Raw genomic sequence first — 24957 nt, forward strand, 5'->3', positions numbered from 1 at the left:
TTGTCTATTTTCGATGATACAAGCGAATCAAAGGTATGAATACACATACCACGAGCTCAAGGCCCAATAAGATCCGGAGATCTTATATTTAAAGTATAACTGGTCAAGCTGTTTTTTTAAATAGGAATGGGTTGGCTTATTAAGTATGCTTTAATTACATAAACAAGGACCTTGACTAATCGTAGGAAAGGGAGTGGGACAGAAAGCATACGAAGATGCTTTCGTCGTCCCACCCCCGCAGAGAGCACTACAGAAATCTTTGATTTCGTCTTAGTGCCTCAGCAAGAACAACAATTAGTGAATTCTGCGAAAAGCGGGATTCACTCTTGATGTTTACTGCAGACCAACAGTAACTGAGAACCATGAATAATGGGTCTCAGTCCTGATGGTTACTGCGTGTAGCAAAAATTTAGATAAAAGCAAAAATGCAACGATAATTTTCATGAAAATGAAATTATCATTGCTTTTTTTCGATGTGATTATTTATGTCTCAGCCTCTTAATGTTTTAAATGAATGCAGCCAAGATAAATACTGCAACTAATCCTAAAATTACTGAAATCGTCATTGACCTAGTCCAGTAAGCAATTCCAATTACCAATACCGCCGCAATCAACTCTGGGGCTTTATCAACGATTGAAACTGAATAGCTAGCATCAATGAATAGATCCTTAACGACTAGCGCCGTAAACAGAGATACTGGAACATATCTCATCCATTCGTTAAACCACAATGGAATTTTACGTTTCCGGAAAAAGAGTAGTGGGACGAACCGTGGGATAAACGCCACCACAAAACACGCTATAATTAGCCAAAAATGTTGAGTTGTGTTCCATTCCATAAAATTACTCCTACTCTTCTTCTGCGTCTTTTGGAGAACCAGCTGGATTCTTTATATTCCTCAGTAATCCGTTGGCTGGTGCATATTTTCGAATGAGTGCTTCGATTGAAAAACCAATAAACGAAGCAATCAAAGTAGAGATTACCAATCCCAGTGTCGATTTGGTCAATACCATGAAGTAAGCAGCCAAAAATGCTGAAATAACACAAATCAGCATAATTAGCCCGTTCTTTAATTGCATAACAATCATGTACAAGAACAGAGCCGTTAAGGCAAAATGAACCACCGTGAGATCAATCTTGATAGCACTCCCGATCACACTTCCGATAATATTACTTACAGTCCAGAATGCTAGGGTGTAGTGCTCAACGTTAAGAGCATCCCGCGGGGTGAACTTCTTATCGGTACTAAATTTCAAATAATTGATGGCATAATTTTCATCGTTCATCGACGCGGCGAATAACGCCGTAAAGCCTAATGAACGGCCGTGCAAGTATTTCGACAAACTGGATCCAAGCAAGGCGTACCTTAACTCAAGGAAAAACAACATCAACACCACTGAAAACATTGGTGCGTTAGTTGCCAATAGTGAAGCAATCAAAAACTGAGCTCCACCCGAGAACACAAGAATTGAGACAAGGGCCGTCATGTAGATATTAAATCCAGATGCATGAAGCAAGATTCCACACGCCAAACCAATTGGAATGTAACTCAAATCAACTGGAAGGGAGACGTCAAGAATTCTTCTCCAATAGGGCTTCTGTGCTTCTAACTTAGCCGTTTCTTTAGCCAAAAGGATTCCTCCATAAAAAACAATTCGAACCATTTTTTCAAATAAAACCAATCTACATTACATTATATTTGATAATTACCAAATAATAAACCGTATAATTACAAATTCATTTATTAAAACCAACTTGTAACCGCTCTCCATGCCAGTACAAAGGGATTTGCCTTTTCGACTTTTTTACTAGCAACTAAATCAACTTTAGCCATTTGGGGAGTTATTGATGAAAATTTCTTTCCGTTCAACATTAAATTAGCTGTCGCTAACTCCTTACTGGTCTTAATTGGTGCCTTCAAATGCTTTTCCTTTTTTAAGAACTTACCGGTCACCTTGAACGACTTACTAATTGGCAACCAAACCCAAGTTCGACTTGCTGTCACCAACTTAACGGTTTGATCCTTAGCGTTGTCAACTTTGATATGCTTGGCTCCGGTTAACGAGACACCTTTGTCGATAACTACTGGCTGATGATTCTTGCGAACCCACTTTAATAGTTTTGCCGTTTGAATGTATCTCGCTGGGTCCGTTGCCCCATTATTGCGCGTACCTAAAACAACGGTGACAAGTTTCCGGCCCCTAGTCGTCGCGGTTCCAACGAAGCAAGAACCTGCCTGATCTGACGTTCCTGTTTTTAGACCATCAACCTTGATTGACTTAGGCAACCACTGATTGTTTCCCAACAATTGGTTGTGGCCATCGTACGTTTTGCCATCAAACTGAAACTGTTGTTTACTAGTAACTTCCGTAATTCGCGGATATTTTTTTAATAACTGCTTAGCCAGAATCCCAATTCCTCTTGCTGATAGCTTATTCTCAGCGTTTGGTGATGCTGACTTTAGTTCGAGTTTACCAGTCAACTTATTGGTAAGACCAGCGGCGTTATAGAACTGGGCGTGCTTGATTCCCATTTTCTTCGCTGTCTGATTCATCTGTTTGGCAAACCTTGCCTGTGAGCCAGCCACTTTATTTCCGAGGGCAATCACCGCCGCGTTAGCTGATTCAATCAAACTAGCCTTAACTAACGACCGAACTGAATAACTCCTACCTGCTGTCAAAGGCACATTGGTCAGTTCAGCAGCCGTGCTCAAATCAGAAATATTCTGACTGATTTTGACCTTTGAATCCCATGATAATTTATGATCAGCAATTTGTTGATGAACAATATAAATCGTCATTAGTTTTGAAATTGAAGCAATCGCCATCGGTTTATCAATGTTTTTCTTGTATAAAACTTGCCCCGTTTTAGCGTCCATTGCTAACGCTGATTTAGCCTTAACGTTTGGCAATGAAGATGAGGCTCTGACAGGGATCTGAGCAAGAAAAAAGACGGCTGCCATTAGCATCCCCGTCATCAACATCCGCTTGATTATTCTCATTGAACTACTCCTTTTGGGCTCTCAGCGTCTCCCGCTGGTTTAGAAATTTTGAGTCCTGGTTTGATTGGGATATGAATTGCAAAAGTTGTTAATTCGTCGCTTGAAGTTACTTGAATATAGCCACCATGAAGGGAAACAATACTTTGGGCAATTGCTAGGCCAAGCCCCGATCCCCCCGTATCCTTGTTCCGCGAGCCTTCTACTCGATAGAACCGCTCAAAGATCTGGTTGAGTGACTTCTCGGGAATCTTAGGCCCATCATTTGAAACGTTGACTTGCAGCTCATTTTCGTTGAGCATCTCACAGTCAAGAAAGATATTATGGCCACCATTTCCGTATTTAATCGCATTGGAAATCAAGTTGTTGAATACCCGTCCTAGCTTTTCAGCATCAGCTTCAATAAATAGCGGACCGTCATAATCCCTTGCAGAAATTTTTAGGCCATGTTTGTTAGCATCGAGTTCAAAACTAGCGACTAGCTGCTCCATCATCTGGTTGATATCCAATTTATTGATTGATAACTTGGTATCAGTCTGCTTGACCTTAGTGTATTCAAACAAATTATCAACTAACGACTTCATCTGCTTAGCCTTCAAATAAGCAATTTCGGTGTATTTCAGAACATCATCCATACTTCGGTACTGTTTGTCCTGAATCAAGCCCAAATAGCCCAAAATTGAGGTTAAGGGCGTCCTTAGGTCATGACTAACATTCGTTATCAATTCATCCTTAGAGTGCTCAATTGCCCGTTCTTCCGCTAGAGAGTCGTTAATCGTATCAACCAACGCGTTAACACTGTCCACCACTGATTGGTGGTTACTAGAAAGGTTGAAATTGATTCGATGATCCAAGTGACCGTTTGCTATGTAATGAAGCTCGGAGATGATGTGCCGTAGCTCCATTTGATGATAACGCCGAATAAGCCGCCAATACACGACAGCGGCATCAAACGCCAGCATTCCCAGAATGAAGATGTTTTCCCAACTCCAAACGCGGTAATGCTCTGGGCCGATTAGGATTGACCGTTTAATAATAAAGATTCCGTCCCGCAATCCCGGATTGGTAGCCAACGATTGGTTAATCAGCACCAAAATCGATAGGTTCAACAGCAACAGAATGATTATCGTTACGATTCCCTCAAAAATTAATTCAGTTTTTTCACGACCAGTTAACTTCACCAGCTATACTCCGTTCTAATGTGATTCAACTTTGTAGCCGACACCCCAAACAGTTTGAATAACCTTCTCGCCGTTGGTTGCTTCTTCGATTTTGTCCCGCAAATGACTAACGTGGACCATGACCGTCTTGGCTGAAACGATACTTTCCTGACGCCATACTCGTTCAAAAATCTCATCCGCTGAGAAAACGCGGTTGGGATGGCTAGCGAGTAAGTACAAGATACCAAACTCAAGCGCAGTAAGTTGCACGGGGGTTCCAGTAATCGTCTTCACTTCATGTGAATCCTTGTTGATTGTGAGCGGACCAATGTCAAGAACATCGGGAGTATCGTCAGTAACGTGTTCGCTGGTCCGACGTAATAGGGACTTAACCCGCGCCATAACCTCCAATGGGTTAAATGGTTTAGTTACGTAATCATCCGCCCCACTGATCAGTCCTTGGATTTTGTCCATGTCTTCAGTCTTGGCAGAAAGAATGATGATTGGAATCTTGGAGTCTTTTCTTACTTCCTTAACAACATCGATTCCGCTCATCCCTGGCATCATAACATCAAGAATCATCAAGCCAATTTCCTGCTCAGTCCGAAGTAAGGTAAGAGCCTCTTCGCCACTAAAGGCTGAAAGTGGTTCGTATCCTTCATTTCTGATGTAGATTTCTAGTAATTGGGCGATTTCGCGATCGTCGTCGACAACTAAAATTTTCATAAAAAATAACCTCGTTAGTTTTTCGTAATTATTAAATGAGTGCTAAAAGCTGACTCTATTATAACAGTCATAACATTAACCTATAGTTTACACCAAATAAGGGAGGCGACAACTGATAGGTAGGAAGGTTTGGGGAAAGTTAAGGAATAGAGTGCTGACACAAGCGGTAATTATTGAGCACTAAATTATAAATCAGTGGGCGAGCAAACGAAGTGCGCGGACGCTGATTTTGATTTAGGAGAAATAATTGCTTGTGGAAGCCGTTTTAATAGAGTGCTGACACTTTCGGGATCTTCTGAGCATTAGCTAGAAAAGAAGGGTGAGCAAACGTAGTGCGCAACCTTCTTTTTGATGCTAAGTGAAGAAGATGAAAGTGGAAGCCGTTTTACTTAGAGTGCTGAACGACTCGGGAGCTTTCGAGCATTAATAAGAAAATCGGTTTGAGTAAACGCAGCGTACCCTCCTACCTCACCAATCTCATCACATTCTCCACCGTTCTCGCAATATCAACCTTCGCATCCCTCAACGCAATCTGCAGCGGCTTAACTCCCGCAACCGTCCCAAACAACGCATCGAATATCTTATCGTCCGTCAATTCCTTGCTTCCCTTACCAACAGTTCCAGCAATCGCAATTACCTTGCAATTTGGCGACACTTCCTTAGCAGCCTTAGCAACCCCAAACGGAGTCTTGCCTAGCTTGGTCTGAAAATCAACCTTTCCCTCACCAGTAAACACCAAGTCAGCATACTTAACCTTGTCTCGAAAGTCAGAGTATTCAAGAACAATATTTATTCCGGGTTTGATTTTTGCGTTTAAAAACGCCAGCATTCCTGCTCCAAGACCACCAGCAGCCCCACTTCCAGGAATATGATCTACCCTCCGATGAATAGTCTGGCGAATGACCTTTGAATAATTAACCAAAGCCCGGTCTAATTCATGAACCATCCCTGGAGTTGCACCTTTTTGGGGTCCAAACACGACAGAGGCTCCGTTTTTACCTGTCAATGGGTTTTTAACATCTGAGGCAATGATAAATTGAGTCGATTTGATTCGCGGATCCATGTCCCGCATATCTATCCGCCTTAGTTTGCTGAGTTCTGCACCACCGGGCCCTAGTTCCTGGTTATTGGCATCTAGGAAGTGGATTCCCAGTGCCTGAGCCATTCCGGCCCCACCGTCGTTTGTGGCACTTCCACCTAACCCAATAATAATTTTGTTGATACCTTGGTCGAGGGCAGCCTTAATTAGCTCACCAGTTCCATAAGTAGTGGTATGCATTGGATTACGTTCGTACCTATCAACGTACTGAACTCCACTGGCAGCGGCCATTTCAATCACTGCCGTTTTCTTATCTCCTAAAATCCCGTATGTAGCCGTTGTTTCTTCGCCAATCGGATTGGTCACTTGTGCCGTTTTCAAACTACCGCTAGTAGCTGTTACCAATGATTCAACGGTCCCCTCACCACCATCAGCCATTGGAACCAACACGTATTCCGCATCAGGAGCAACTCTTTGACAACCACTAAAAATAGCAGTCACCACTTCTCTTGAAGTTAGCGATCCCTTGTATGAATCGGGAGCAATCACAATTTTCATATTCCGCCTCTTCCCATTTTCTTTAAAATTCTAAGTATTTTGGTGCTACGTAATCGGTTAGCCAGACCCCACTCTGTGTCTTATAAAACGGAGTTCCATCACTGGCAGCCTGCCCAGCCTTAACTCTAATAATCACTGGTTTTGAATCACGTCGTGCGCCAACCTGTTGCGCCATCTCGATCGTTGACGACAGATGGACAAAGTCCCGGTCCATCTTTTTGATGCCTTGATCCTTGATCACCTTTGCCGCTGAATGAGTCGTGCCATGATACAGGATTGCGGGTGGTGTTGTCGGTGGTTCTAGTAATTTAACTGGAATGCTATGCCCATAAAGTGCCCTAATTGTGTGGCCTTCAATTGCGTATCGTTGTTTATCACTTGATTCAATTATCTGATTGATTAATTCAAGACTAATCGGCCGTTGGTAATGACGGTTGAACTTTGAAATAAACTCAGTCAAATCAACTCGACCATACTCATCCATATTAATTCCAATTTTTTCTGGGTGATGTCTCAGCGTGTATGACATTTGTTTGCTAATTTTCGTCAAATCATGGTTCATAGTATCGCCTCAAACTACTCAATTATAGACTTAATCTCACGAATAAATCGATTTCCAAATCGCTCCTGAAGGGCCTGCCACCAGTTTTGGTCAGTATAATTGCTTAACACCGGTTCAAGCCACTGATTAGTTGGTAATAGTTTCATCAACCGATGGACCGTAAATTGGGAAAACAAGAAATTCATTCCGTATAGTCTAGCCACCAGTGACTGAAAATCGCTACTATCCACTTCAATTCGTAACTTATTTACGTTGTTTCGTGATCCAATCATTAATTTAGAATTCATAAAATCCGTCATTAAGTTAAGCGGCTTCGCTTTATGATTCTCATCAATATCAGCAGGCAGCTCAAGCAAACAGACAAGCCCGTTTTGCTCCATCTCCATAAATAATTTCAATACCGCTAGTTCAACTGGGGTCAATTCACTCGCAAATCGGTGCCAATTTTTCATTAATTCCGACTTAACTTCACCGCTATCAATAATCGATTGGTCGCTTACGATTTCTACAGCTCGGGCGTTTTCCAACCAGCTCTTATGAGATGCAATTCGTAAGGTTAACCACTTGATAACCCCATTATCTTCAACTTTAATTAGCCAGTACGAACTATTAGAGCTTCTAGCAAAGTTAACGGCAACCAATTGCATATTTACCAGCAAACCAGCTTTTACTTCTGTGATCATTCTTTGTTCTGACTGCATGAATTCCATTTACTCAGCCCCAAGACACAGTGATGATTCTTTAACTAAACTTTACACTAATTATACCCGTTTTGATACCAGTTTTTAACGTAGAAAGATTAGTAAACCAAAAAAAGCCAACCCAGAACATTTCGTTCCAGATTGACCATTCTAGTTGGTTAACTTTTATTTGTAATTAGGAGCTTCTTTAATCATTGTAACGTCATGTGGATGTGATTCTTTCAAACCAGCGTTAGAAATTTCAACGAATTGAGCATTATCGTTAAGAGCTTGGATATCCTTAGCGCCTGTGTAACCCATTCCTGAACGTAAACCACCAATCATTTGGAATGTGATGTCATTAACGCTACCCTTGTACTCAACTTCACCTTCGATTCCTTCTGGAACCAATTTGTTGGCTTCATTAACGCCACCTTGGAAGTAACGGTCAGATGAACCATGAGCTTGACTCATTGCAGCAACTGAACCCATTCCTCGGTATGACTTGTACTTCTTGCCATTTTGTTCAAATACTTCACCAGGAGCTTCTTCAGTACCAGCAAGCATACTACCAAGCATTACGGCGTTTCCACCGGCTGCAAGAGCCTTAACGATATCTCCTGAATACTTGATTCCACCATCAGCGATGATTGGCTTGCCCCACTTACGGGCAACCGTTGCTGAATCAAAAACGGCTGTTAGTTGAGGAACTCCAACTCCGGCAACGACCCGAGTGGTACAGATTGAACCAGGACCAATTCCAACTTTGACAACGTCAACGCCTGCTTGGAACAATGCATCAGTTCCTTCTGCAGTAGCAACATTTCCAGCAATCAAAGTTGTATCTGGGAAGTGTTCGCGAATTTCCTTAACTTTTCTAAGCACTCCAGCTGAATGACCGTGAGCGGTATCAATAACGATTGCATCAACCCCAGCTTCTAAAAGAGCAGTTGCTCGATCAAACGTATCTGAAGTAACTCCAACGGCTGCGGCAACTAGGAGTCTGTCCTTGTCATCAACAGCTGCCTTTGGATGATCATTATCCTTAGAAACAGCCTTGACCTTAGCAACCTCTGCAGCTTGGGCTTCAATACTCAAGTTCTTATGAATAACCCCTAAACCACCGAGTTGCGCCATTGCAATCGCCATCTTTGATTCAGTCACAGTGTCCATTCCGGCACTGATGAACGGAACATTCAACTTGATGTTCTTTGCAAGTTGGGTCGACAAATCCACATCATTCGGTAAAACGTCACTCGCTGCAGGTACCAACAAAACATCATCAAACGTGTAACCCTTTTTACCAAACTTATTATCCCAGTTAACCATTTATCTCGCTCCTCTAAAAATTTGATTGTTTAAAAATATACCACCCTATTCACGAACAATCAACATCTAATTTACAATTCTAATCTTGTTCTAATAAAAAGCGCCCTTTCCGCATAACCACGGGAAGAACGCTAATTAGAAAATGCTATTAAAATAAATTGGTAATTTTTAAAAATCGAACTTTATTTTGGTATAAAACCGAATGTTCGGATTTAGAACAATGAGCCAGTGATGTTATAGTTCTTTTTGAACCAGAATTGGCCAGCTAAACCGATAGCACCAAGGACGATGTAGATAATTGGGTTAAGCACTGGATTGATAATTCCAGGAATCATTCCTGCTACGAAGAATACCAACATCCACACAGCGAAGAAGCCGACAATCATTATAATTCTAATCCATAGTGGATATTTGTGTTTTACCCCAGGGGCAATCAACATTGTCAACAATGGGATTCCCAATCCAGCAATAACCGAACTCAATACAATTCCAGTGATCCCCATTGTGGCTTGGGCAGCATTCTTACTAAACAATGCCATAATTCCATACATGAAATTGAAAATCACAAAGAACAGAATCATATTGTAAAACGCATTTGGCCAGTAGTCAGCTTTTGTGACAACTCCTGGCTTGGACTTAGGTGGGTTAACGATGCTATCAACCTTTTGATCAACCGTTCCCCACATATTCCGAGCAGTCTCACCCGATTTCTGGCCCTCTAGTAATTCTTGAACCATTTGTTCAATCTGGGCGCTCTTCTTTTCGTCAGCCAGCTTTGTTCCGTTAAGGGCCTTATTGAACTTGAACATGTACTCAGCATTCCTCTTAGTCAGACCGATATTGTCAAACTGAGAGTGAACGATTTTTGCACTTCGATCGCGGTCCTGTTTTACATTCGCATTTCGTTTTTGGTTTTCGTCAGCCAATCAATGTTCCTCCTGTCTATACGTTGAATCTAAATTCAACGATGTCACCGTCTTGCATTACGTAATCTTTACCTTCAAGGCGCAACTTACCGGCCTCTTTAACTGCAGCGGGTGTCTCTAGTTTATCTAAATCGTCAAACGCCATAACTTCAGCTCGAATAAATCCACGTTCAAAGTCTGAGTGAATAATCCCAGCTGCTTGTGGTGCCTTGGTTCCAGTCTTGTAGGTCCAAGCCCGAGTTTCCTTACCACCGGCAGTGAAGAAGGTTTCGAGTCCTAGTAACTTGTAAGATGCCCGAATCAACCGGTTCAAACCAGGTTCTTCAACCCCCTCAGCAGCCAAGAAATCAGCTTTATCAGCATCATCCAGTTCAGCAATTTCTTCTTCGGCTTCAGCAGCAACCGCAATGGCTTCTGCGCCTTCTGAGGCAGCAAAGTCCGCAATACTCTTAAAGTACTTTGAGTTCTCGGGATCAGCCATATCATCTTCTGCAATATTGGCAACATAAAGGACTGGCTTTGAAGTCAGTAGGAATAGTCCCTTAACGATTTTTTGTTCTTCTTCGTCAAATTCGATGGTCCGAACTGACTTACCAGCTTCCAACACTGGCTTGATTTTTTCAAGCACAGCTAATTCAGCCTTAGCTTCCTTGTCATTACCCTTAGCAGCCCGTTGAACCTTAGCAAGGCGCTTATCAACAGCATCAAGGTCAGACATCCCCAATTCAAGGTTGATAGTATCAATATCATCGAGGGGATCAATTTTACCAGAAACGTGAGTAATATTATCATCATCAAAGGCCCGAACAACGTGAACGATTGCGTCCACTTGGCGAATATTTTCAAGGAACTTGTTTCCAAGTCCTTCACCCTTGCTGGCACCCTTAACGATTCCGGCAATATCTGTAAATTCAAAGGTAGTAGGGACAACCTTGTCAGCAGGAATCAGTTCCTGAATCCTGTCTAGTCGCTTATCTGGAACTTCAACCATTCCCACGTTTGGATCAATCGTTGCAAACGGGTAGTTAGCCATTTCAGCCCCCGCCTTAGTAATCGCGTTGAATAACGTTGATTTTCCCACGTTTGGAAGACCAACAATTCCTGCAGTTAATGCCATTTTAAATAACTCTTCTTTCTAATTAATTTTCTGACTCTGATGCCTTTTCTAGCACCTTTTTGAGCTTCTTTTCGAAGTCTTTTCTTCTTAACATCACAATGTGCATGCACCCAGTACATTGAATCTTGATATCAGCACCCATTCTAATGATTTGCCACCGATTGGTTCCACATGGGTGCGGCTTTTTCATTTCAACAATATCGTTAAGTTCGTACATAGCAGTCACCTATCTTTTTAATCCAAATCGACATCCAAAATCTCAAGGATCCGGTTAAGATCCTCGGTTGAGTCATAAGAAATTTCGATTTTTCCCTTCCCTTTCTTTCTGGGAGCAGCATTGATTGCCACGGGAGTACCGAATTTCTCCTGCAATTGATTCTCAGACGCTTTGACAAACGGTGATTTTCGAACCGTTTTCTTTTTCTTAACGCCCTTTTTACCGTTGATCTTATCAGCAGCTTGTTCCAATTGACGCACGGTCATTGATTCAGCCACTGCCCTTTTAGCCAGCTGAACCATGTCTGTCTTATTTTTAACTGACAGCAATGTTCTTGCCTGCCCCATCGATAACTGATCGTCATCAAGTAATTCTTTGACTGGTTGTGGTAAGCCAAGAATTCGCAAGTAGTTTGCAATATATGGTCGACTCTTTCCTAACCGTTTTGCTACTTGAGCTTGGGTCAAATCGAGTCTGGTCATAAGCGTGTCGTAGGCTTGGGCTTCTTCCAACGTGGTTAAGTCCTCACGTTGCAAGTTTTCAAGTACGGCAATCTCCATCATTTGCTCTTCGTTTACTTCGCGAACAATTGCTGGAATCGTTGCCTGCTTAGCAATCTTAGACGCCCTAAGTCGGCGCTCACCAGTTAAAAGCTCATACGCTTCAACCGTTGGGTCCGGTTGTCTCACGATAATCGGCTGGAATACGCCGGAATTTTTTATCGATCGCGCTAGGTCTTCGAGGGCTTTCGCATCAAACCGGTGTCGTGGTTGGTACGGGTTGGGTTTTATATCATCCAGCTTAACATCGATAACATTTTCCTTACTCGTATCAACAGTATTATCTTCGAACAGCGCCTCGATTCCCTTACCGAGACCGCTCAATTTTTTACTATTCTCCATGTTGTGAAAGCACCTCCTCTACTAGAGTCATGTAGGTCTTGGCTCCCTTTGATTTGGCATCATAATCAATGATTGGCAAACCATAGCTGGGAGCTTCTGATAACCTAATATTACGCGGAATAACTGTATTATACACTTCATCCTTGAAGAATTTACGAACTTCTTCGCTCACTTGAATTCCCAAATTAGTCCGGGAATCGTACATCGTAAGCAGAACTCCTTCAATCTTCAGGTTTGGATTAAAGTGCTTACGAACCAACTGAATCGTATTCAATAGTTGGCTCAACCCTTCAAGGGCATAGTATTCACTCTGAACCGGAATGAGGATTGAATCACACGCAGTAAAGGCATTGATTGTTATCAGCCCAAGCGAAGGTGGACAGTCGATTAGGACAAAGTCGTACTCACCTTTAATCGCATTGAGGGCTTCTTTCAATCGGGTCTCTCTCGCCATCTGGGGCGTCAGTTCAATTTCAGCACCAGACAACTGAATTGTTGCGGGGACGATATCTAGCCCATCGTGCTTAGTGTGTAAAACGGTATTGGCCATTGGCTCCTCGTTAATCAAGACATCATAAATATCCTTCTTGATTGCGGGCTTCTCAATGCCAACTCCACTAGTAGCATTTCCCTGAGCATCCGCATCAACGATCAAAACTTTTTTGCCCGCTGTTGCCAAACCAGCACCGAGATTGACTGCAGTCGTTGTCTTACCAACGCCACCCTTTTGATTTGCAAGTGCAATTACAACCGTCATCCTAATTCCCTCTTACTTTTTTCCCTGTCCTAATGGCTCCTTTGCCGGTGTGCCTGGCTTTCTAGGATATTTATTCGGGGTCTGTTTTACTTTATTGATCACAATAATGTGACGCGATTCATCCGTTCCAGCTAAATTAAATGAATAATCAGAGTCAACTTTGCCACCTAAAACTCCAATCGCCTTATCAGCATCGCTTAACTCATCCTCCGCCTTAGCAGCTTTCATCGCGATCATCTGGCCACCCACCTTAGTAAGTGGTAGGCAAAACTCGCTCAAAACTGACAACCTGGCAACAGCTCTAGCGGTGACAATATCAAACTTTTCCCGAAAGTCAGACTTCTTGCCACCAAACTCTTCAGCTCTTGCATGATAAAGTTCGACTCCGTCCAGGCCTAGTTCAGCAACCAAATCTTTCAAGAACGTAATCCGCTTATTAAGCGAATCAACAATCGTTACCTTTAGCTGGGGGAACAATATTTTCAATGGAATACTTGGAAATCCTGCTCCAGCACCAACATCGCAAATTGACAATGCTTCAGTTCGAATTTGTGAAACAAAAAAGGCAGGCGTTACGGAATCATAGAAATGCTTTAAATAAACGTCTGGCTTTTCCGTTATCGTTGTTAGGTTAACATGTTCATTCGTTGTCACTAACAGCTTGAAATAAGCGTCGAATTGGGCCAACTGCTTATCAGTTACCTCAATATTTTGAGCCATCAGTGCATCTTTAAATTGGTCAATATTCATAAATTTTTTCTCCTGGAATTGTGAAACAATCTTGTTTCACGACCTACTAATACTTTACCGTAATTTAGGCTTCTATACAAGGTGCAGCGCTAAATTGAATCGAGAAAACAGCAAATTATTAGTATACACGGAAAACGGCAAAAAATCGATGGTTATTTGCCGGTATTTCTGAATTTGTTTGTGACTGATATCAACAAAACGAAAAAAGCGCCACCGCCCAAATACGGGTGAATGAGCACTTTCCTTTGATTTATTCTACTGGACTATTATTTCGATTTCCCGCCTGATTTACATGTTCACTATTTAAATGAACTAAGAAATTAGCGATTGCAACCATTGATTCCGTTGTAACGTACTCATACTGACCGTGAAAGTTATCCCCACCATTAAATAAGTTTGGTGTCGGAATTCCTTTTTCTGTAATAAAGTTGCCATCAGTACCTCCTCTAAACGGAATTACTTCTTGTTTTATCCCCAATTTTTTCATTGTGTCAAAAACAACATTAATAATATAAGGATTGTTTTTGATCTTTTCCCATATATTTCGATACTGTTCAGTAATCACTAATTTTATTCTGGAATAATCCAACTTAGAATTCAATTCTGTCACAATATCTTTAAGTAATTGTTCTTTTGCTACAAACTTTTCCATATCAAAATCACGAATAATAATTTCAATATGTGCTCTATCGACAGTGGCCGTAAAATTTGTCACCAAGAAGAAGCCTTCATGACCTTTGCTCTTTTCAGGAACTTCATCTTTAGGAAGCCGACTTACTATATCATTGGCAATTGTAACAGCATTTACTAAAAGTCCATATGCATCTCCTGGATGGACAGCAGTTCCTTCTACGTCAATTTCTGCTTGTGAAGCTATTGAAGGTTTCCGGTCTCATCTCCCCCAAATCACCATTATCTAAAGTATATGCAAACTCTGTGGGAAAAAGTTGTACTGGAAACTGCTTGGCTCCCTTGCCAATCTCTTCATCTGGCCCAAACGCAACATAGACTGGGCCGTGCTTGACATATGGATGGTCAACATAGTACTTCAGCATACCAATAATTTCTGCAATTCCAGCTTTATCATCAGCACCCAGCAACGTTGTACCATCAGTAGTTATTAGTGTTTCACCAATATGCCTTTTAAGCTTAGGAAACGATTTGGGGCTAAGTATTACCTGCTTTTTCTCATTCAATACAACATCTTTACCGTCGTAATTATAGTGTATTTGAGGACTAATATTATCAGCATTAAAATCCGCTGTATCAAGGTGGGCGATATAACCTATTGCTGAAATATCTTCACTGACATTGCTTGCCAAACTAGCAACAGCATATCCACTTTTACTATCAAATATCGTATTCGAGACCCCAATTTCATGAAGATCATTGACAATCAGTTTAGCGAGCTCAACTTGACCTGGCGTTGTTGGTGTATCAGTAGATTGTGGATCGGAGCGGGTATTGACTTTCACATATTTAATAAACGATTCTTGAACTAAGTTACTATCAATTTTCGCCAAAATTATTATCTCCTATTTTGAAATATACGTTGTCTTCCAATCAAACGGAACTCCCGCTGGATTATAGACAATTCCCTTTACTTTTGTTCTTAGGAGCTGTGACTGTGCTGATTGATACAACGGGATTGTTCCCTGATCATTCATCAAAGTCTTCTCAGCATCTACAAGTTTTTGCCAACGCTTTTCTGGTTGATTTCCATATTTATTCTCGGCTTCATCCAGTAACTTATCAAACTTGGGATTATCATAACCAGATGTGTTGTAACTAGCCCCTTTCTCATAAACATCCAAGAAGTTAATTGGGTCAGCAAATACTGACTGCCAAGTTTGAACTGTCATTTGATAATTTTTTGCAGCTTGACGTGAAATGAGTTGAACAAAAGGAATCGATGAAATAGTTACTTTAACTCCTGGTAATTTTTCTAAACTAGATTGCAAAAACTCGGCAGCATCTTTACTACTATCCGTATCAGAAGTTAAAAGAGTGAGATTCAAACTATGCTCACCAGTTTGAGAATACCCCTTCTTCAATAATTTTTTCGCCTTAGTCAAATCATATGAAACAGCACTTGGAACTGAAGCCTCATCATTAAATGCCTGTCCAGTCTTTGGATTGTTTCCCATTTGCGATGGTACAAATCCTTTCAGTGGAACTGATCCGTCTTGAAGAACATTATTTGTCAGTTGCTTACGATTAACAGCTAACGAAAATGCCTTTCGAATATTTACATTCTTAAATGCTTTAACTTTTGTCTGGTTCAATTCTAACCATGAAGTAGCTGTTGGTAGGCGCTTTACAAAGTCGGGATTATTTTTATTATTTTTAACTTGTTGACCACTAAGCAAGGTTTCGTCAACTTTTTTAGAATTGTAAAGGTTGTAGCTAGTTGTTGTACTTTCAGCTACCAATTCATTAATTTGATTTAGTTTTACAGATTTTTTATCCCAATACTTATTATTTTTAACAAGCGACCATTTCTTATTTGTTCCTGTCCATTTTTTTAACACAAATGGGCCATTAGAAACTGTATATTGAGCAGCAGTTCCATATTTCTTGCCGTACTTATCAACTGCTTTTTGGTTAATCGGGTAGAATAATGGCCATGCCAATAACTTTTTAAAGTAAGTAACGGGTTTAGTTAAGTTAACTTGTAGCTTGTAATCTGAGACTGCCTTGATTCCTAAACTCGAAACAGGTTTTTTACCAGAATTGATAGCTTCTGCGTTTTTAACCTGATTTAAATAAAAAGCATCTTGTGACGCTGTTTTGGGGTTCACTGTTCTTTGCCAAGAATAAACAAAGTCTTTGGCAGTAACTTTCGATCCGTCAGACCACTTAACACCCTTTCTCAAATCAAATGTATAAGTCTTTCCACCATTTGTAATTGTAGTCTTTGTTGCAAGGGCTCCTTTCGGTGTTCCCGACTTATCCAGTCTATATAATCCTTCTTGAGTGTTCATTAAAAAATTGAATGCCAAAGTATCCGTAGCCTTTGATATATCGGCAGTAGCAAGCTCACGATTTTCAGTCCAATTAAGCACCTGCTTAACATTCTTAGATGAATCATTCTGATTACCACAGCCTGATAAAATCAATCCTGAAGCAACAATTGAAAAACCTAACACAACTTTACCCTTCACAGTAAATTCCTCCCAAATAATTAGTTTTAGAAACAAAAAAATCCCTTAATCCAAACAAGGACTAAGGGACGTTAGTAACGTGGTACCACCCAAATTCGTGTAAAATACACCTCGACGAAACCTAATGATTTCCGGCAATGTAACGGTTGCACCCGAATTGTTAGCGGTAACTAGCAACTAACTCCAAGCTCATTTTCACCAGTCATTAGTTCAAGACTCTCACCAAACGTCTCTCTCTGGGCAACTAATTACCGACTACTATACTCTTCACAGTTATTTCTAATTTATATTTAATATTATTATCGCAATCACATAGTTTGTCAACAGCTTTTTTACATAAACCTCGTTACCCCATCCGTTATTATCCTCGCCAACGTATCAACATCCTCATCAAAGTCATTATGCCCCCACTTAACAATGATTCCAATAATCTTATTAGTGGCGGCAGCACTCGTATAGTTTGCCGGAACATTACAGCTCTTCGCCATAATATTCTCCCAAACGGGGTAAAAATTAGCATACCGATAGCTCAGTACATCCATGAACCGCGTCTCCTGCTGATTTCTATAAACTGCCTTGAATTTATCGCCATTATTCTTAATGTATGTCAGCAATTCAACCGCATAGCGAAACAGGTCGCGTTTAACCTCAGTCCGCGATCCCTCTGCGGTAATTCTTAACCTTGTCAAAAACATCCTTGATGCCATCAATCAACCCATTTTGGCACTGGCCTAAAAGATCAAACTTATCGTCGAAATAAGTGTAGAAGGTCGTGCGGTTTAGTCCCGCTTCATCAATAACGTCCTTAACCTTTAACTTTACAAACCCCTTATTAGCAAGAACAATCCAGAAAGCATCAGTAATTTGAGCTCTAGATTGAGTTTCTCGTCTTGTCGAACTCATTGATCGCATTCCTCCAAATTTCTTAATTCAACATTTCCCTCAAAAATGATGTTGGTTCCTTCGTTGAATCAAAATATAATTTATGGCGAACAATAGTTGTTAATTCCTAATCCAAGAATTATTTTAACATTGAATGGCAATTACTGTTTGTTCAGACGCCCAACTTTCTGGTTCCCTCATCACAGACCGCTAATATCGATACCAAACACTTTAGGTTTACTTCCCGATTCCCTGAAGTCCGGGTATTGCTATATTCTGTTGGGCGTAAAGGGGCATAGATCAAGAACCAAGATCAATGCAAAAAGGACAGCGCTCAATTTCAAGAAAATGAAATCAGCCCTGCCCTTTTTCTATTTGCCCAGTTATATCTCGGCCTTTATTTTACGATACTAAATCAAACCTTGAGCCATCATTGCCGTTGCCACTTTTTCAAAGCCAGCAATGTTTGCGCCTGCTTGATAATCCTTATCAAGCTTGTACTTCTTATCAGCTGCTTCAGACTTAGCGAAGATATTTTCCATCAATCGCTTCAATCTGTCGTCAACCATTTCAAATGTCCAAGCTAACCGTTCGCTGTTTTGGCTCATTTCCAAAGCAGAAACGGCAACTCCACCGGCATTAGCAGCCTTGGCAGGACCATACAACACGCCGTTTTCACGGTAAGTTGCAATCGCATCCGGATTACTTGGCATGTTGGCACCTTCACAGATGTATTTGATGCCATCCTTAACCATTAACTTCGCTTGGTCTTTATTGATTTCGTTTTGAGTTGCACATGGTAACGCAATATCGTAATCAACATCGAAGTCCCATACTGATCCACCATGGTATTCAGCACTAGCAACTTCATCAGCGTATTCCTTGATGCGGCCCCGTTCAACTTCCTTGATCCGTTTGACAATCTTGTAGTTGATTCCCTTAGGATCATAAATATATCCGTTTGAATCAGAAACGGTGATAACCTTGGCTCCTAATTCGGTAGCCTTTTGAATAGCGTATGTAGCAACGTTACCCGCACCAGAAATCTTAATTCGTTTGCCTTCCAAACTATCGCCTTGAGCCTTGACTAACGCATTGGTGTAGTATAACAAACCAAAGCCGGTAGCTTCTGTCCGGGCAAGGCTTCCACCAAAGGTCAATCCCTTACCAGTTAAGACTCCATTCTTGTATCCTTGAAGACGCTTGTAAGCTCCAAACAAGAATCCAATTTCACGACCACCAACTCCAATATCACCAGCTGGAACATCCAAATCTGGACCGATATGGCGTTGCAATTCAGTCATGAAACTTTGACAAAAACGCATAATTTCTGAATCTGACTTACACTTAGGGTCGAAATCACTACCACCCTTTGCTCCACCAATTGGTAACGCAGTTAAGCTGTTTTTCAAAATTTGTTCAAAACCAAGAAATTTTACAATACTTAGGTTAACTGATGGGTGTAGTCTCAAGCCACCCTTGTATGGTCCAATGGCTGAATTAAATTGCACTCGGAAACCACGGTTAACGTGAAACTTACCGTCATCTGATTGCCAAGGAACTCTAAATTGAATCGCCCGTTCTGGTTCAACTAGCCGTGATAAAATATCGGCTTCTACCCACTCTGGATGTTCTTCTAGAGTTGGCTCCAACGTATCAAGGACGGTGAACACCGCTTGTTGGAACTCTGGTTGATTAGGATCACGACGTTGAATTTCATCTTTTACTGATTCAATATATGACTTTACATTACTCATAAAACATACCCACTTTCTCATAAAAGTAACATCCATTTGGACGATAAGTATTTTTTCTCTAGGCTTAGATGTTAGAACACTTAACATCGTTAGATATTATCTTACCAGATTTTTTATGAAAAAGAATCACATTTTATGAAATTTTGATAAAAACATTTTTGCAAACGATTGTCATCAGAAGTGGGTTATAGATTTGATAAGTATATAAAAAAACAGCACCCTCTTATGAGGATGCTGTGATTTCGCTAGTTTATTAGCCTTGCTTAATTTTTTCGACTTCTTCCAAAAACCACTTATTAAAGGCTTCATCATCAATGTCAACACAGACGCTAGCGTTTGTCTTGCCATCATGGTAAGCCCCGCGGATATCGCCAACAGTTTCACCAATGGCCGGACCATCAGTAATTACATCGATCCACATATCCTTGGTAGTAATTGCTTCTGGATGAAGTAGATAGAAAATTGTATTTACATCATGCATGGCAATTCCATTTTCATTGTTGTCACCATCATTGATGATAATGTCATGAAGCATCTTACCAGTTTCATTCATATGCTCCAATTTAGATAATGAGTCCGGTGTTAGCAGAGCCTTCATCGTAATATCGAGACCAACCATTACAATTGGCACTCCTGATTGGTAAACAATTTTAGCAGCATCTGGATCGGTAAAGACATTGAATTCAGCTGCGGAAGTCATGTTCCCTTTCCCAAGGGTACCACCCATCGCAACGATTCGGTCAATGTGATTCTTCACTTCTGGATACTCACTAAACAAGAGAGCAATGTTAGTATACGAACCCGTGGGAACCAAGGTGATTTTTTCATCACTGGCCATAATTTCATCATGAAGGGCTTCAACCGCCGTTTTATTTAACGGTGCCTTGAGGTCCTCAGGAAAATCATAACCAGGCATTCCGGATTCACCGTGAATTCTGGCGGCATCTTCAAATTCCTTGATCAAGGGTTGTTCTGCACCAGCTGCAACTGGAACGTCTTTATTGAAGAAACGAACCAATTTTTGAGCGTTCTTAGTGGTTTTGTCCACCGTAACGTTCCCGGCAACGGTAGTGATCAACTTGAGGTCAAGGGCTGGGTCGTTGAGTGCCATGGTTAAGGCGGCAGCGTCGTCGATACCAGGATCCGTATCCATAATAATCTTAATTGCCATTGAATAAATCCCCTTTTATTACTTTTATTTATTGATTTTTTGTTATCTGCTTTATCAGTTTTACCTACATACTCCTGAAACTGATAACACTATATATTCGCTAATCCTTTTTAAATACCAAGGGAACGCCGTGGGCAAGCTCGAAGCCTTTTCTTCGAAAATGTCTCCAAGGCTTGCCTTATTCTAGGCTATTCAGCCAAGAATAATTTCACGGCTGCTTGGTATTTAAATCTGGATTAGCAAAACCAAACAATATCAGGAGTTATAATCTGCCCGATAAAACACAATAGTATCAAATCAACCTTTTACATATTTTCTTCTCTACAACAACGCACTCAACACCAAGTCCGCCAAAAACAGCAGTCCTAGCAAGTACGTCGCCCCAGTCAATTCGTTCGCCCGTTTTGAAGCAATCTTCAATACGGGATAGGCCACAAATCCGAACGCCAACCCAGTCGAAATACTGGTAGTGAACGGAATCAGGACCACGATCAGAAAGGCTGGAAACCAGTCTGTAAAGTCATACATATTGATGTTGCTCAAACTGTTCATCATCAACGCTCCAGTAATAATAATTACAGGAGCAATTGCCGCTTGCGGTACAAACGACAGCAGCGGAATGAAAAACAATGAGAGACCGAACATAATCCCAGCTACAATAGCCGTAATTCCAGTTCGACCCCCACTCTCAGTTGCCGAAGCAGTTTCAGCCGCCGCAACCGTTGGGCTAGTTCCCAGAATTCCAGATAAGAACGCTGTAATTGAACTAGCCTCAAACGAGCGTTTGAACTTTTTCTTGTTGGGAATGATTCCCTCAAGTAGTCCCATCGATTCAAACACCAAAATCATCGTCATTGAAAATACTGCTAGCACGAACGGAATCGCTAGTGCGTGACTAAAATCACCCTTACCAACGATACTGCCGTACTTATGCAGATCCGCAATCGACACGTTTGGCGTCGCCTGATCTTTAATTCCAAAGATGATTCCTAAAATTGAAGTCACGGCAATTCCGATAAAGAATCCACCCGTGATGTTTCTGACGAACAGAAACAAGCTGAGCAACAGTCCAAACATCGCTAACAAAGCGACTGGTTTGGTTAAATCACCTAAGGCTAAAATGGAATTAGTTCCCGCCTTGATCAAGCCAGCTTTTTCCAGCCCAATCTCGACTAGGAACAACCCAATTCCGGCCGTTATTCCCGCTTTCAGCGCCTCTGGGATTCCCTTTGCCAATATCTCACTGACCTTGGTAAAGGCCACCAGCACGTACAGAATCGATGCTACCATCGAAATAGCCACGGCTTCCTGCCACGACATCCCCATATTAACAACAATCGTATACGTAAAGAAGGCATTGACGCCCATCCCTGGCGTTAGGATAACTGGAGCGTTTGCCCAGAAACCCATGATCAGACAACCTACTAGCGATGAAATAATTGTTGCAAACACACTTAGGTCTGCAGGAATTCCCGCATCCTTTAAAATCATCGGGTTAACGATGATGATGTAGGAAATGGCGAAGAATCCCGTCACTCCTGCGATAAGTTCGCGTTTTAATACCTGCTTATTCGTAAATGCTTCGCGTAGCGTTAGCTTATTGGCTAACTCTATTTGTTGTTTGCTATCCAAAAATAAAACCTAACTTTCTAAATCTGCTTTTTACCAAACAAAGAGTCCAACAATTCCGGCAGACATCAATGATACCAAGATTCCTGATAACAGCATGATACCAACGTTCTTACTGATCAAATCGTTCTTTTCCTTGTCAACGATTCCCTTGAAGGCACCGATGATCATACCAGTAGTTGAGAAGTTAGCAAATGATGTCAAGAAGACAGTCAATTGAGCTTGGTAGTGAGCTGGGAAGATGTTCAAATTGTTGATTGTTGGTGCAATTTTACCCATAACAACGAATTCGTTAGTAACTAACTTAGTACCCATGAATTGAGCAAAGTCAAAGGCGTGGCTTACGTCCAGACCCATTAACCATGCAAATGGGAACATTACGATACCAAGAATGTGTTCCAAAGTTAACCATGGGTTGAACAATTGAAGTACCTTATCAATCAAGGCTGCCAAAGCAACGAAGGCGATAACATTGGCGGTAATGATAAGAATCAAACGTCCGGCACCAAGAATAGAATCACCTAAGAATGAGAAGAATGGTTCTCTGTGACCATCAGCTTGAACGTCACCAGCTTCTTCAGCGGCGGCGTTTGATGAAGTCATTTGAGCAATTGTATCTTCTTCAGGTGTAACCCTAACTGGGTTAAGCAAGTTAGTGATAATGATGGCGTTCATAACGTTCAATGGAATAGCGGTCAAAACGTATTGGCCAGGAACCATTTGGGTATAAGCACCAATGATTGAGGCAGTAACACAAGACATTGACATTAAAGCAATGGTCAAGTTACGACGAGCACTCATTTGTTTCAATTGAAGAGTTGAAACGGCAATGGCTTCAGTGTTACCTAAGAACATCATTTCAACAGCAAAGAATGATTCGAACTTTGGTTGACCAGTAACAAACGAAAGGCCACGACCAACCCACTTGATGATGAATGGCAATACCCCGATGTAAGTCAAGATATCGAACAATGGAACAATCATCAAGATTGGTAGAAGTGAACTGGTAACGAAGTCCATTGACTTTACGTGCACCCAGCTTGGTAAGGCAAATGCGATACCAGTATATGACACTTGAACCAACCAGTTGAATCCGTCTGCGGCAGCCTTAACGGCATCACGACCCCAGGCAAAACTAGTTAAGATCCATGCAAACAATAGGTTAAGTACTAACACAACGATAATTGAGCGCCAGTTGATGGCTTTTTTATCCTTTGAGAATAGGAACCCAATTGCTAGGTATACAACGATACCAAGTATATTGACTAATAAGTACATTATTTTTCCCCTTTTCTAATTAATCTCCAAATACAACGATTAAATAATAGCTGAACCTAAAAATCTAGCCCCCTTATAAAGTGGATTGGTTTTAAAATTTAAACCCATTAATTAGCGCGTGAATCTTCTAATTCACGTAGAAAACTATGACCGAAGTTATCATCAGTCATTTCAACACCAAACATCTCGCCAATCGTGGCACTGATGTCAGAAAGGTTCCTTCTAATTCCGATGGATTTTCCTTTCTTGATGGATGAAGAATAAGCAATCAACGGCAAATATTCCCGTGTCGGTGTTTGCTCAAAATCCATGTCGTTCGCAAACGATGCTGTGATGAGCAATAGGTCGGTACTAAACAGTTCGTTGATCAATCTGGCCAGTTGCTTATCCGCGTCTACCAACGCACCCATGTAGGTGTCCTTATCCTTCTCCATTGACAACCTCGACAAATCAGACAACCTTGCGTACACAAGCCCCGGATGATGTCTGATTGCTTGGCGATGAAGTGCCCACCATACAGATCCGTTATCGCTGACGTGAATATTTACGGATCTTAATTGATTAGCAAAATAACTCCGATAATCAGAGATGATCACCGCCTGATTGTCAATTGGATTTGCCTCGACTACCGCATCAATCATGCTAGTTGTTCTAAACTGGGATTGATAATCAAACATTTCTCTGATTCCACTATCGATACCATTGCCCTTACCTGCCAACTGGATTTTGCCATACATCCCAATCGGTTCTGCAACTTCAGGAATTTGAGCCATCGGATTCTGATAGCGGATATTTCCTAATCCCAGCTTCGTTAACGTCGGAAACAAATCCGTCATCGGTTCAGTAGTCAATGCGTGTCCAAGGGTGTCAGCCCCCACTGAATCGTAGTGATTTGCATCGCTACTTTCGCCAATTCCCAGTGAAACTAAATCTAGAATAATTACCCGCTGAAAGCTCATCTTTTCACTTCCCTTTCGTCGTTTATGGCAATGCGTCGAGGACGTTTATCCCCACCATTTAGAATACTCAATTACGGGAAAAGTGTAAACACATGAGCCTTCTGTAAACAACAAACGTGAACAAAGTTTCAATCCATGTTTGCGTTTTCATTTTATCAAAAAGTAAAAAGGTTTACAAGCCATTACTACGGCTCGTAAACCCTTTTGGTGCCCCTGCCAAGGAAGTCCATTATAACACGGTTTTCTCACTACTTTTGGAAAAAAGAGCACAAAAACTTACTAAGATAAATGGTGAATCCAAAACTCGACGGAGCTAGGATTCACCATTTTTTTGATAAAGTGGTAGCGAAGCAAAGCCGAGGTTCTTTTTGGCACTTGATGCCGTAACAAAAAAT

The 24957-nt window shown here is 41.3% G+C and carries 23 protein-coding genes, 1 pseudogene and 1 other annotated feature; all 24 genes and pseudogenes read right to left on the reverse strand.

The features are described 5' to 3' along the window. Window positions 1-506: 506 nt before the first annotated feature. The 24 genes and pseudogenes from QOW94_RS09660 to QOW94_RS09775 all read right to left on the reverse strand — a co-directional run bounded on the left by QOW94_RS09660 (window position 507) and on the right by QOW94_RS09775 (window position 24562). The gene (locus tag QOW94_RS09660) at window positions 507-839 is read right to left on the reverse strand and encodes an AzlD domain-containing protein (protein ID WP_283680220.1); all 333 of its coding nucleotides are present in this window, start codon (window positions 837-839) and stop codon (window positions 507-509) included. A 10-nt stretch (window positions 840-849) separates the two neighbouring features. After that, window positions 850-1665 (reverse strand): AzlC family ABC transporter permease, encoded by an 816-nt coding sequence (locus tag QOW94_RS09665; protein WP_502867268.1) that lies wholly within the window; start codon window positions 1663-1665, stop codon window positions 850-852. Window positions 1666-1745: 80 nt separating this feature from the next. Further along, window positions 1746-3002, reverse strand: a complete 1257-nt coding sequence (locus QOW94_RS09670; protein ID WP_283680222.1) for a D-alanyl-D-alanine carboxypeptidase family protein — start codon at window positions 3000-3002, stop codon at window positions 1746-1748. Further along, complete coding sequence (locus QOW94_RS09675; protein WP_283680223.1) at window positions 2999-4180, reverse strand: sensor histidine kinase; 1182 nt, start codon at window positions 4178-4180, stop codon at window positions 2999-3001. The genes QOW94_RS09670 and QOW94_RS09675 overlap by 4 nt, the downstream gene beginning before the upstream one ends. Before the next feature lie 15 nt (window positions 4181-4195). Further along, window positions 4196-4885 carry a response regulator gene (locus QOW94_RS09680; RefSeq protein ID WP_283680224.1) on the reverse strand — a complete coding sequence of 230 codons (690 nt, stop codon included), beginning with the start codon at window positions 4883-4885 and terminating at the stop codon, window positions 4196-4198. Between the two features lie 463 nt (window positions 4886-5348). Next, on the reverse strand, window positions 5349-6482 hold the full coding sequence (locus QOW94_RS09685; protein WP_283680225.1) for a glycerate kinase family protein: 1134 nt from the start codon (window positions 6480-6482) through the stop codon (window positions 5349-5351). 22 nt (window positions 6483-6504) lie between these two features. Further along, entirely contained in the window at window positions 6505-7044 is a 540-nt protein-coding gene (locus tag QOW94_RS09690) for an RNA 2'-phosphotransferase (protein WP_283680226.1), read from the reverse strand. A gap of 14 nt (window positions 7045-7058) precedes the next feature. Then, on the reverse strand, window positions 7059-7754 hold the full coding sequence (locus tag QOW94_RS09695; protein ID WP_283680227.1) for a hypothetical protein: 696 nt from the start codon (window positions 7752-7754) through the stop codon (window positions 7059-7061). Window positions 7755-7910: 156 nt separating this feature from the next. Further along, the gene (gene guaB, locus QOW94_RS09700) at window positions 7911-9053 is read right to left on the reverse strand and encodes an IMP dehydrogenase (RefSeq protein WP_283680228.1); all 1143 of its coding nucleotides are present in this window, start codon (window positions 9051-9053) and stop codon (window positions 7911-7913) included. Between the two features lie 212 nt (window positions 9054-9265). After that, complete coding sequence (locus QOW94_RS09705) at window positions 9266-9979, reverse strand: DUF1129 domain-containing protein (protein ID WP_283680229.1); 714 nt, start codon at window positions 9977-9979, stop codon at window positions 9266-9268. A gap of 16 nt (window positions 9980-9995) precedes the next feature. Further along, window positions 9996-11096 (reverse strand): redox-regulated ATPase YchF, encoded by a 1101-nt coding sequence (gene ychF, locus QOW94_RS09710; protein WP_283680230.1) that lies wholly within the window; start codon window positions 11094-11096, stop codon window positions 9996-9998. 22 nt (window positions 11097-11118) lie between these two features. Continuing rightward, window positions 11119-11313, reverse strand: coding sequence for a DUF951 domain-containing protein (locus tag QOW94_RS09715; RefSeq protein ID WP_283680231.1), 195 nt, complete (start codon window positions 11311-11313; stop codon window positions 11119-11121). Window positions 11314-11330: 17 nt separating this feature from the next. After that, complete coding sequence (locus QOW94_RS09720) at window positions 11331-12215, reverse strand: ParB/RepB/Spo0J family partition protein (protein WP_283680232.1); 885 nt, start codon at window positions 12213-12215, stop codon at window positions 11331-11333. Further along, the gene (locus QOW94_RS09725; protein WP_283680233.1) at window positions 12205-12972 is read right to left on the reverse strand and encodes a ParA family protein; all 768 of its coding nucleotides are present in this window, start codon (window positions 12970-12972) and stop codon (window positions 12205-12207) included. Before QOW94_RS09725 ends, QOW94_RS09720 begins: the two co-directional genes overlap by 11 nt. 12 nt (window positions 12973-12984) lie before the next feature. Then, window positions 12985-13722, reverse strand: a complete 738-nt coding sequence (gene rsmG, locus QOW94_RS09730; RefSeq protein WP_283680234.1) for a 16S rRNA (guanine(527)-N(7))-methyltransferase RsmG — start codon at window positions 13720-13722, stop codon at window positions 12985-12987. 250 nt (window positions 13723-13972) lie between these two features. Next, window positions 13973-15245: pseudogene (gene pepT / locus QOW94_RS09735) on the reverse strand (peptidase T). Window positions 15246-15257: 12 nt separating this feature from the next. Beyond that, on the reverse strand, window positions 15258-16886 hold the full coding sequence (locus QOW94_RS09740; protein WP_283680235.1) for a peptide ABC transporter substrate-binding protein: 1629 nt from the start codon (window positions 16884-16886) through the stop codon (window positions 15258-15260). Between the two features lie 61 nt (window positions 16887-16947). Continuing rightward, window positions 16948-17166 (reverse strand) — a binding site (T-box leader). Window positions 17167-17218: 52 nt separating this feature from the next. Further along, window positions 17219-17575: a TetR-like C-terminal domain-containing protein gene (locus QOW94_RS09745; RefSeq protein ID WP_283680236.1), complete on the reverse strand. Its 357-nt coding sequence runs from the start codon at window positions 17573-17575 to the stop codon at window positions 17219-17221. Next, a complete protein-coding gene (locus tag QOW94_RS09750) occupies window positions 17535-17789 on the reverse strand; it encodes a TetR/AcrR family transcriptional regulator (protein WP_283680237.1) in 255 nt (84 codons plus the stop codon). Before QOW94_RS09750 ends, QOW94_RS09745 begins: the two co-directional genes overlap by 41 nt. 389 nt (window positions 17790-18178) lie before the next feature. Next, a complete protein-coding gene (gene gdhA / locus QOW94_RS09755) occupies window positions 18179-19525 on the reverse strand; it encodes an NADP-specific glutamate dehydrogenase (protein WP_283680239.1) in 1347 nt (448 codons plus the stop codon). Window positions 19526-19778: 253 nt separating this feature from the next. Continuing rightward, entirely contained in the window at window positions 19779-20696 is a 918-nt protein-coding gene (gene rihC / locus QOW94_RS09760) for a ribonucleoside hydrolase RihC (protein ID WP_283680240.1), read from the reverse strand. 321 nt (window positions 20697-21017) lie between these two features. Continuing rightward, window positions 21018-22328 carry an NCS2 family permease gene (locus QOW94_RS09765; RefSeq protein ID WP_283680241.1) on the reverse strand — a complete coding sequence of 437 codons (1311 nt, stop codon included), beginning with the start codon at window positions 22326-22328 and terminating at the stop codon, window positions 21018-21020. 30 nt (window positions 22329-22358) lie between these two features. Next, window positions 22359-23603: a NupC/NupG family nucleoside CNT transporter gene (locus QOW94_RS09770; RefSeq protein ID WP_283680242.1), complete on the reverse strand. Its 1245-nt coding sequence runs from the start codon at window positions 23601-23603 to the stop codon at window positions 22359-22361. Between the two features lie 107 nt (window positions 23604-23710). Next, window positions 23711-24562, reverse strand: coding sequence for an alkaline phosphatase family protein (locus QOW94_RS09775; protein WP_283680243.1), 852 nt, complete (start codon window positions 24560-24562; stop codon window positions 23711-23713). Between the last annotated feature and the right edge of the window lie 395 nt (window positions 24563-24957).

This window comes from Lentilactobacillus sp. Marseille-Q4993 (assembly GCF_951230165.1).
Lineage (GTDB): Bacteria > Bacillota > Bacilli > Lactobacillales > Lactobacillaceae > Lentilactobacillus.

Excerpts from the sequence above, each read along its gene's own strand:
- QOW94_RS09660 (WP_283680220.1), bottom strand. The coding sequence starts at position 839 with ATGGAATGGAACACAACTCAACATTTTTGGCTAATTATAGCGTGTTTT.
- QOW94_RS09665 (WP_502867268.1), bottom strand. The coding sequence starts at position 1,665 with ATGGTTCGAATTGTTTTTTATGGAGGAATCCTTTTGGCTAAAGAAACG.
- QOW94_RS09670 (WP_283680222.1), bottom strand. The coding sequence starts at position 3,002 with ATGAGAATAATCAAGCGGATGTTGATGACGGGGATGCTAATGGCAGCC.
- QOW94_RS09680 (WP_283680224.1), bottom strand. The coding sequence starts at position 4,885 with ATGAAAATTTTAGTTGTCGACGACGATCGCGAAATCGCCCAATTACTA.
- QOW94_RS09685 (WP_283680225.1), bottom strand. The coding sequence starts at position 6,482 with ATGAAAATTGTGATTGCTCCCGATTCATACAAGGGATCGCTAACTTCA.
- QOW94_RS09690 (WP_283680226.1), bottom strand. The coding sequence starts at position 7,044 with ATGAACCATGATTTGACGAAAATTAGCAAACAAATGTCATACACGCTG.
- QOW94_RS09695 (WP_283680227.1), bottom strand. The coding sequence starts at position 7,754 with ATGGAATTCATGCAGTCAGAACAAAGAATGATCACAGAAGTAAAAGCT.
- guaB (WP_283680228.1), bottom strand. The coding sequence starts at position 9,053 with ATGGTTAACTGGGATAATAAGTTTGGTAAAAAGGGTTACACGTTTGAT.
- ychF (WP_283680230.1), bottom strand. The coding sequence starts at position 11,096 with ATGGCATTAACTGCAGGAATTGTTGGTCTTCCAAACGTGGGAAAATCA.
- QOW94_RS09715 (WP_283680231.1), bottom strand. The coding sequence starts at position 11,313 with ATGTACGAACTTAACGATATTGTTGAAATGAAAAAGCCGCACCCATGT.
- QOW94_RS09720 (WP_283680232.1), bottom strand. The coding sequence starts at position 12,215 with ATGGAGAATAGTAAAAAATTGAGCGGTCTCGGTAAGGGAATCGAGGCG.
- QOW94_RS09725 (WP_283680233.1), bottom strand. The coding sequence starts at position 12,972 with ATGACGGTTGTAATTGCACTTGCAAATCAAAAGGGTGGCGTTGGTAAG.
- rsmG (WP_283680234.1), bottom strand. The coding sequence starts at position 13,722 with ATGAATATTGACCAATTTAAAGATGCACTGATGGCTCAAAATATTGAG.
- QOW94_RS09750 (WP_283680237.1), bottom strand. The coding sequence starts at position 17,789 with ATGAGTTCGACAAGACGAGAAACTCAATCTAGAGCTCAAATTACTGAT.
- gdhA (WP_283680239.1), bottom strand. The coding sequence starts at position 19,525 with ATGAGTAATGTAAAGTCATATATTGAATCAGTAAAAGATGAAATTCAA.
- rihC (WP_283680240.1), bottom strand. The coding sequence starts at position 20,696 with ATGGCAATTAAGATTATTATGGATACGGATCCTGGTATCGACGACGCT.
- QOW94_RS09770 (WP_283680242.1), bottom strand. The coding sequence starts at position 23,603 with ATGTACTTATTAGTCAATATACTTGGTATCGTTGTATACCTAGCAATT.
- QOW94_RS09775 (WP_283680243.1), bottom strand. The coding sequence starts at position 24,562 with ATGAGCTTTCAGCGGGTAATTATTCTAGATTTAGTTTCACTGGGAATT.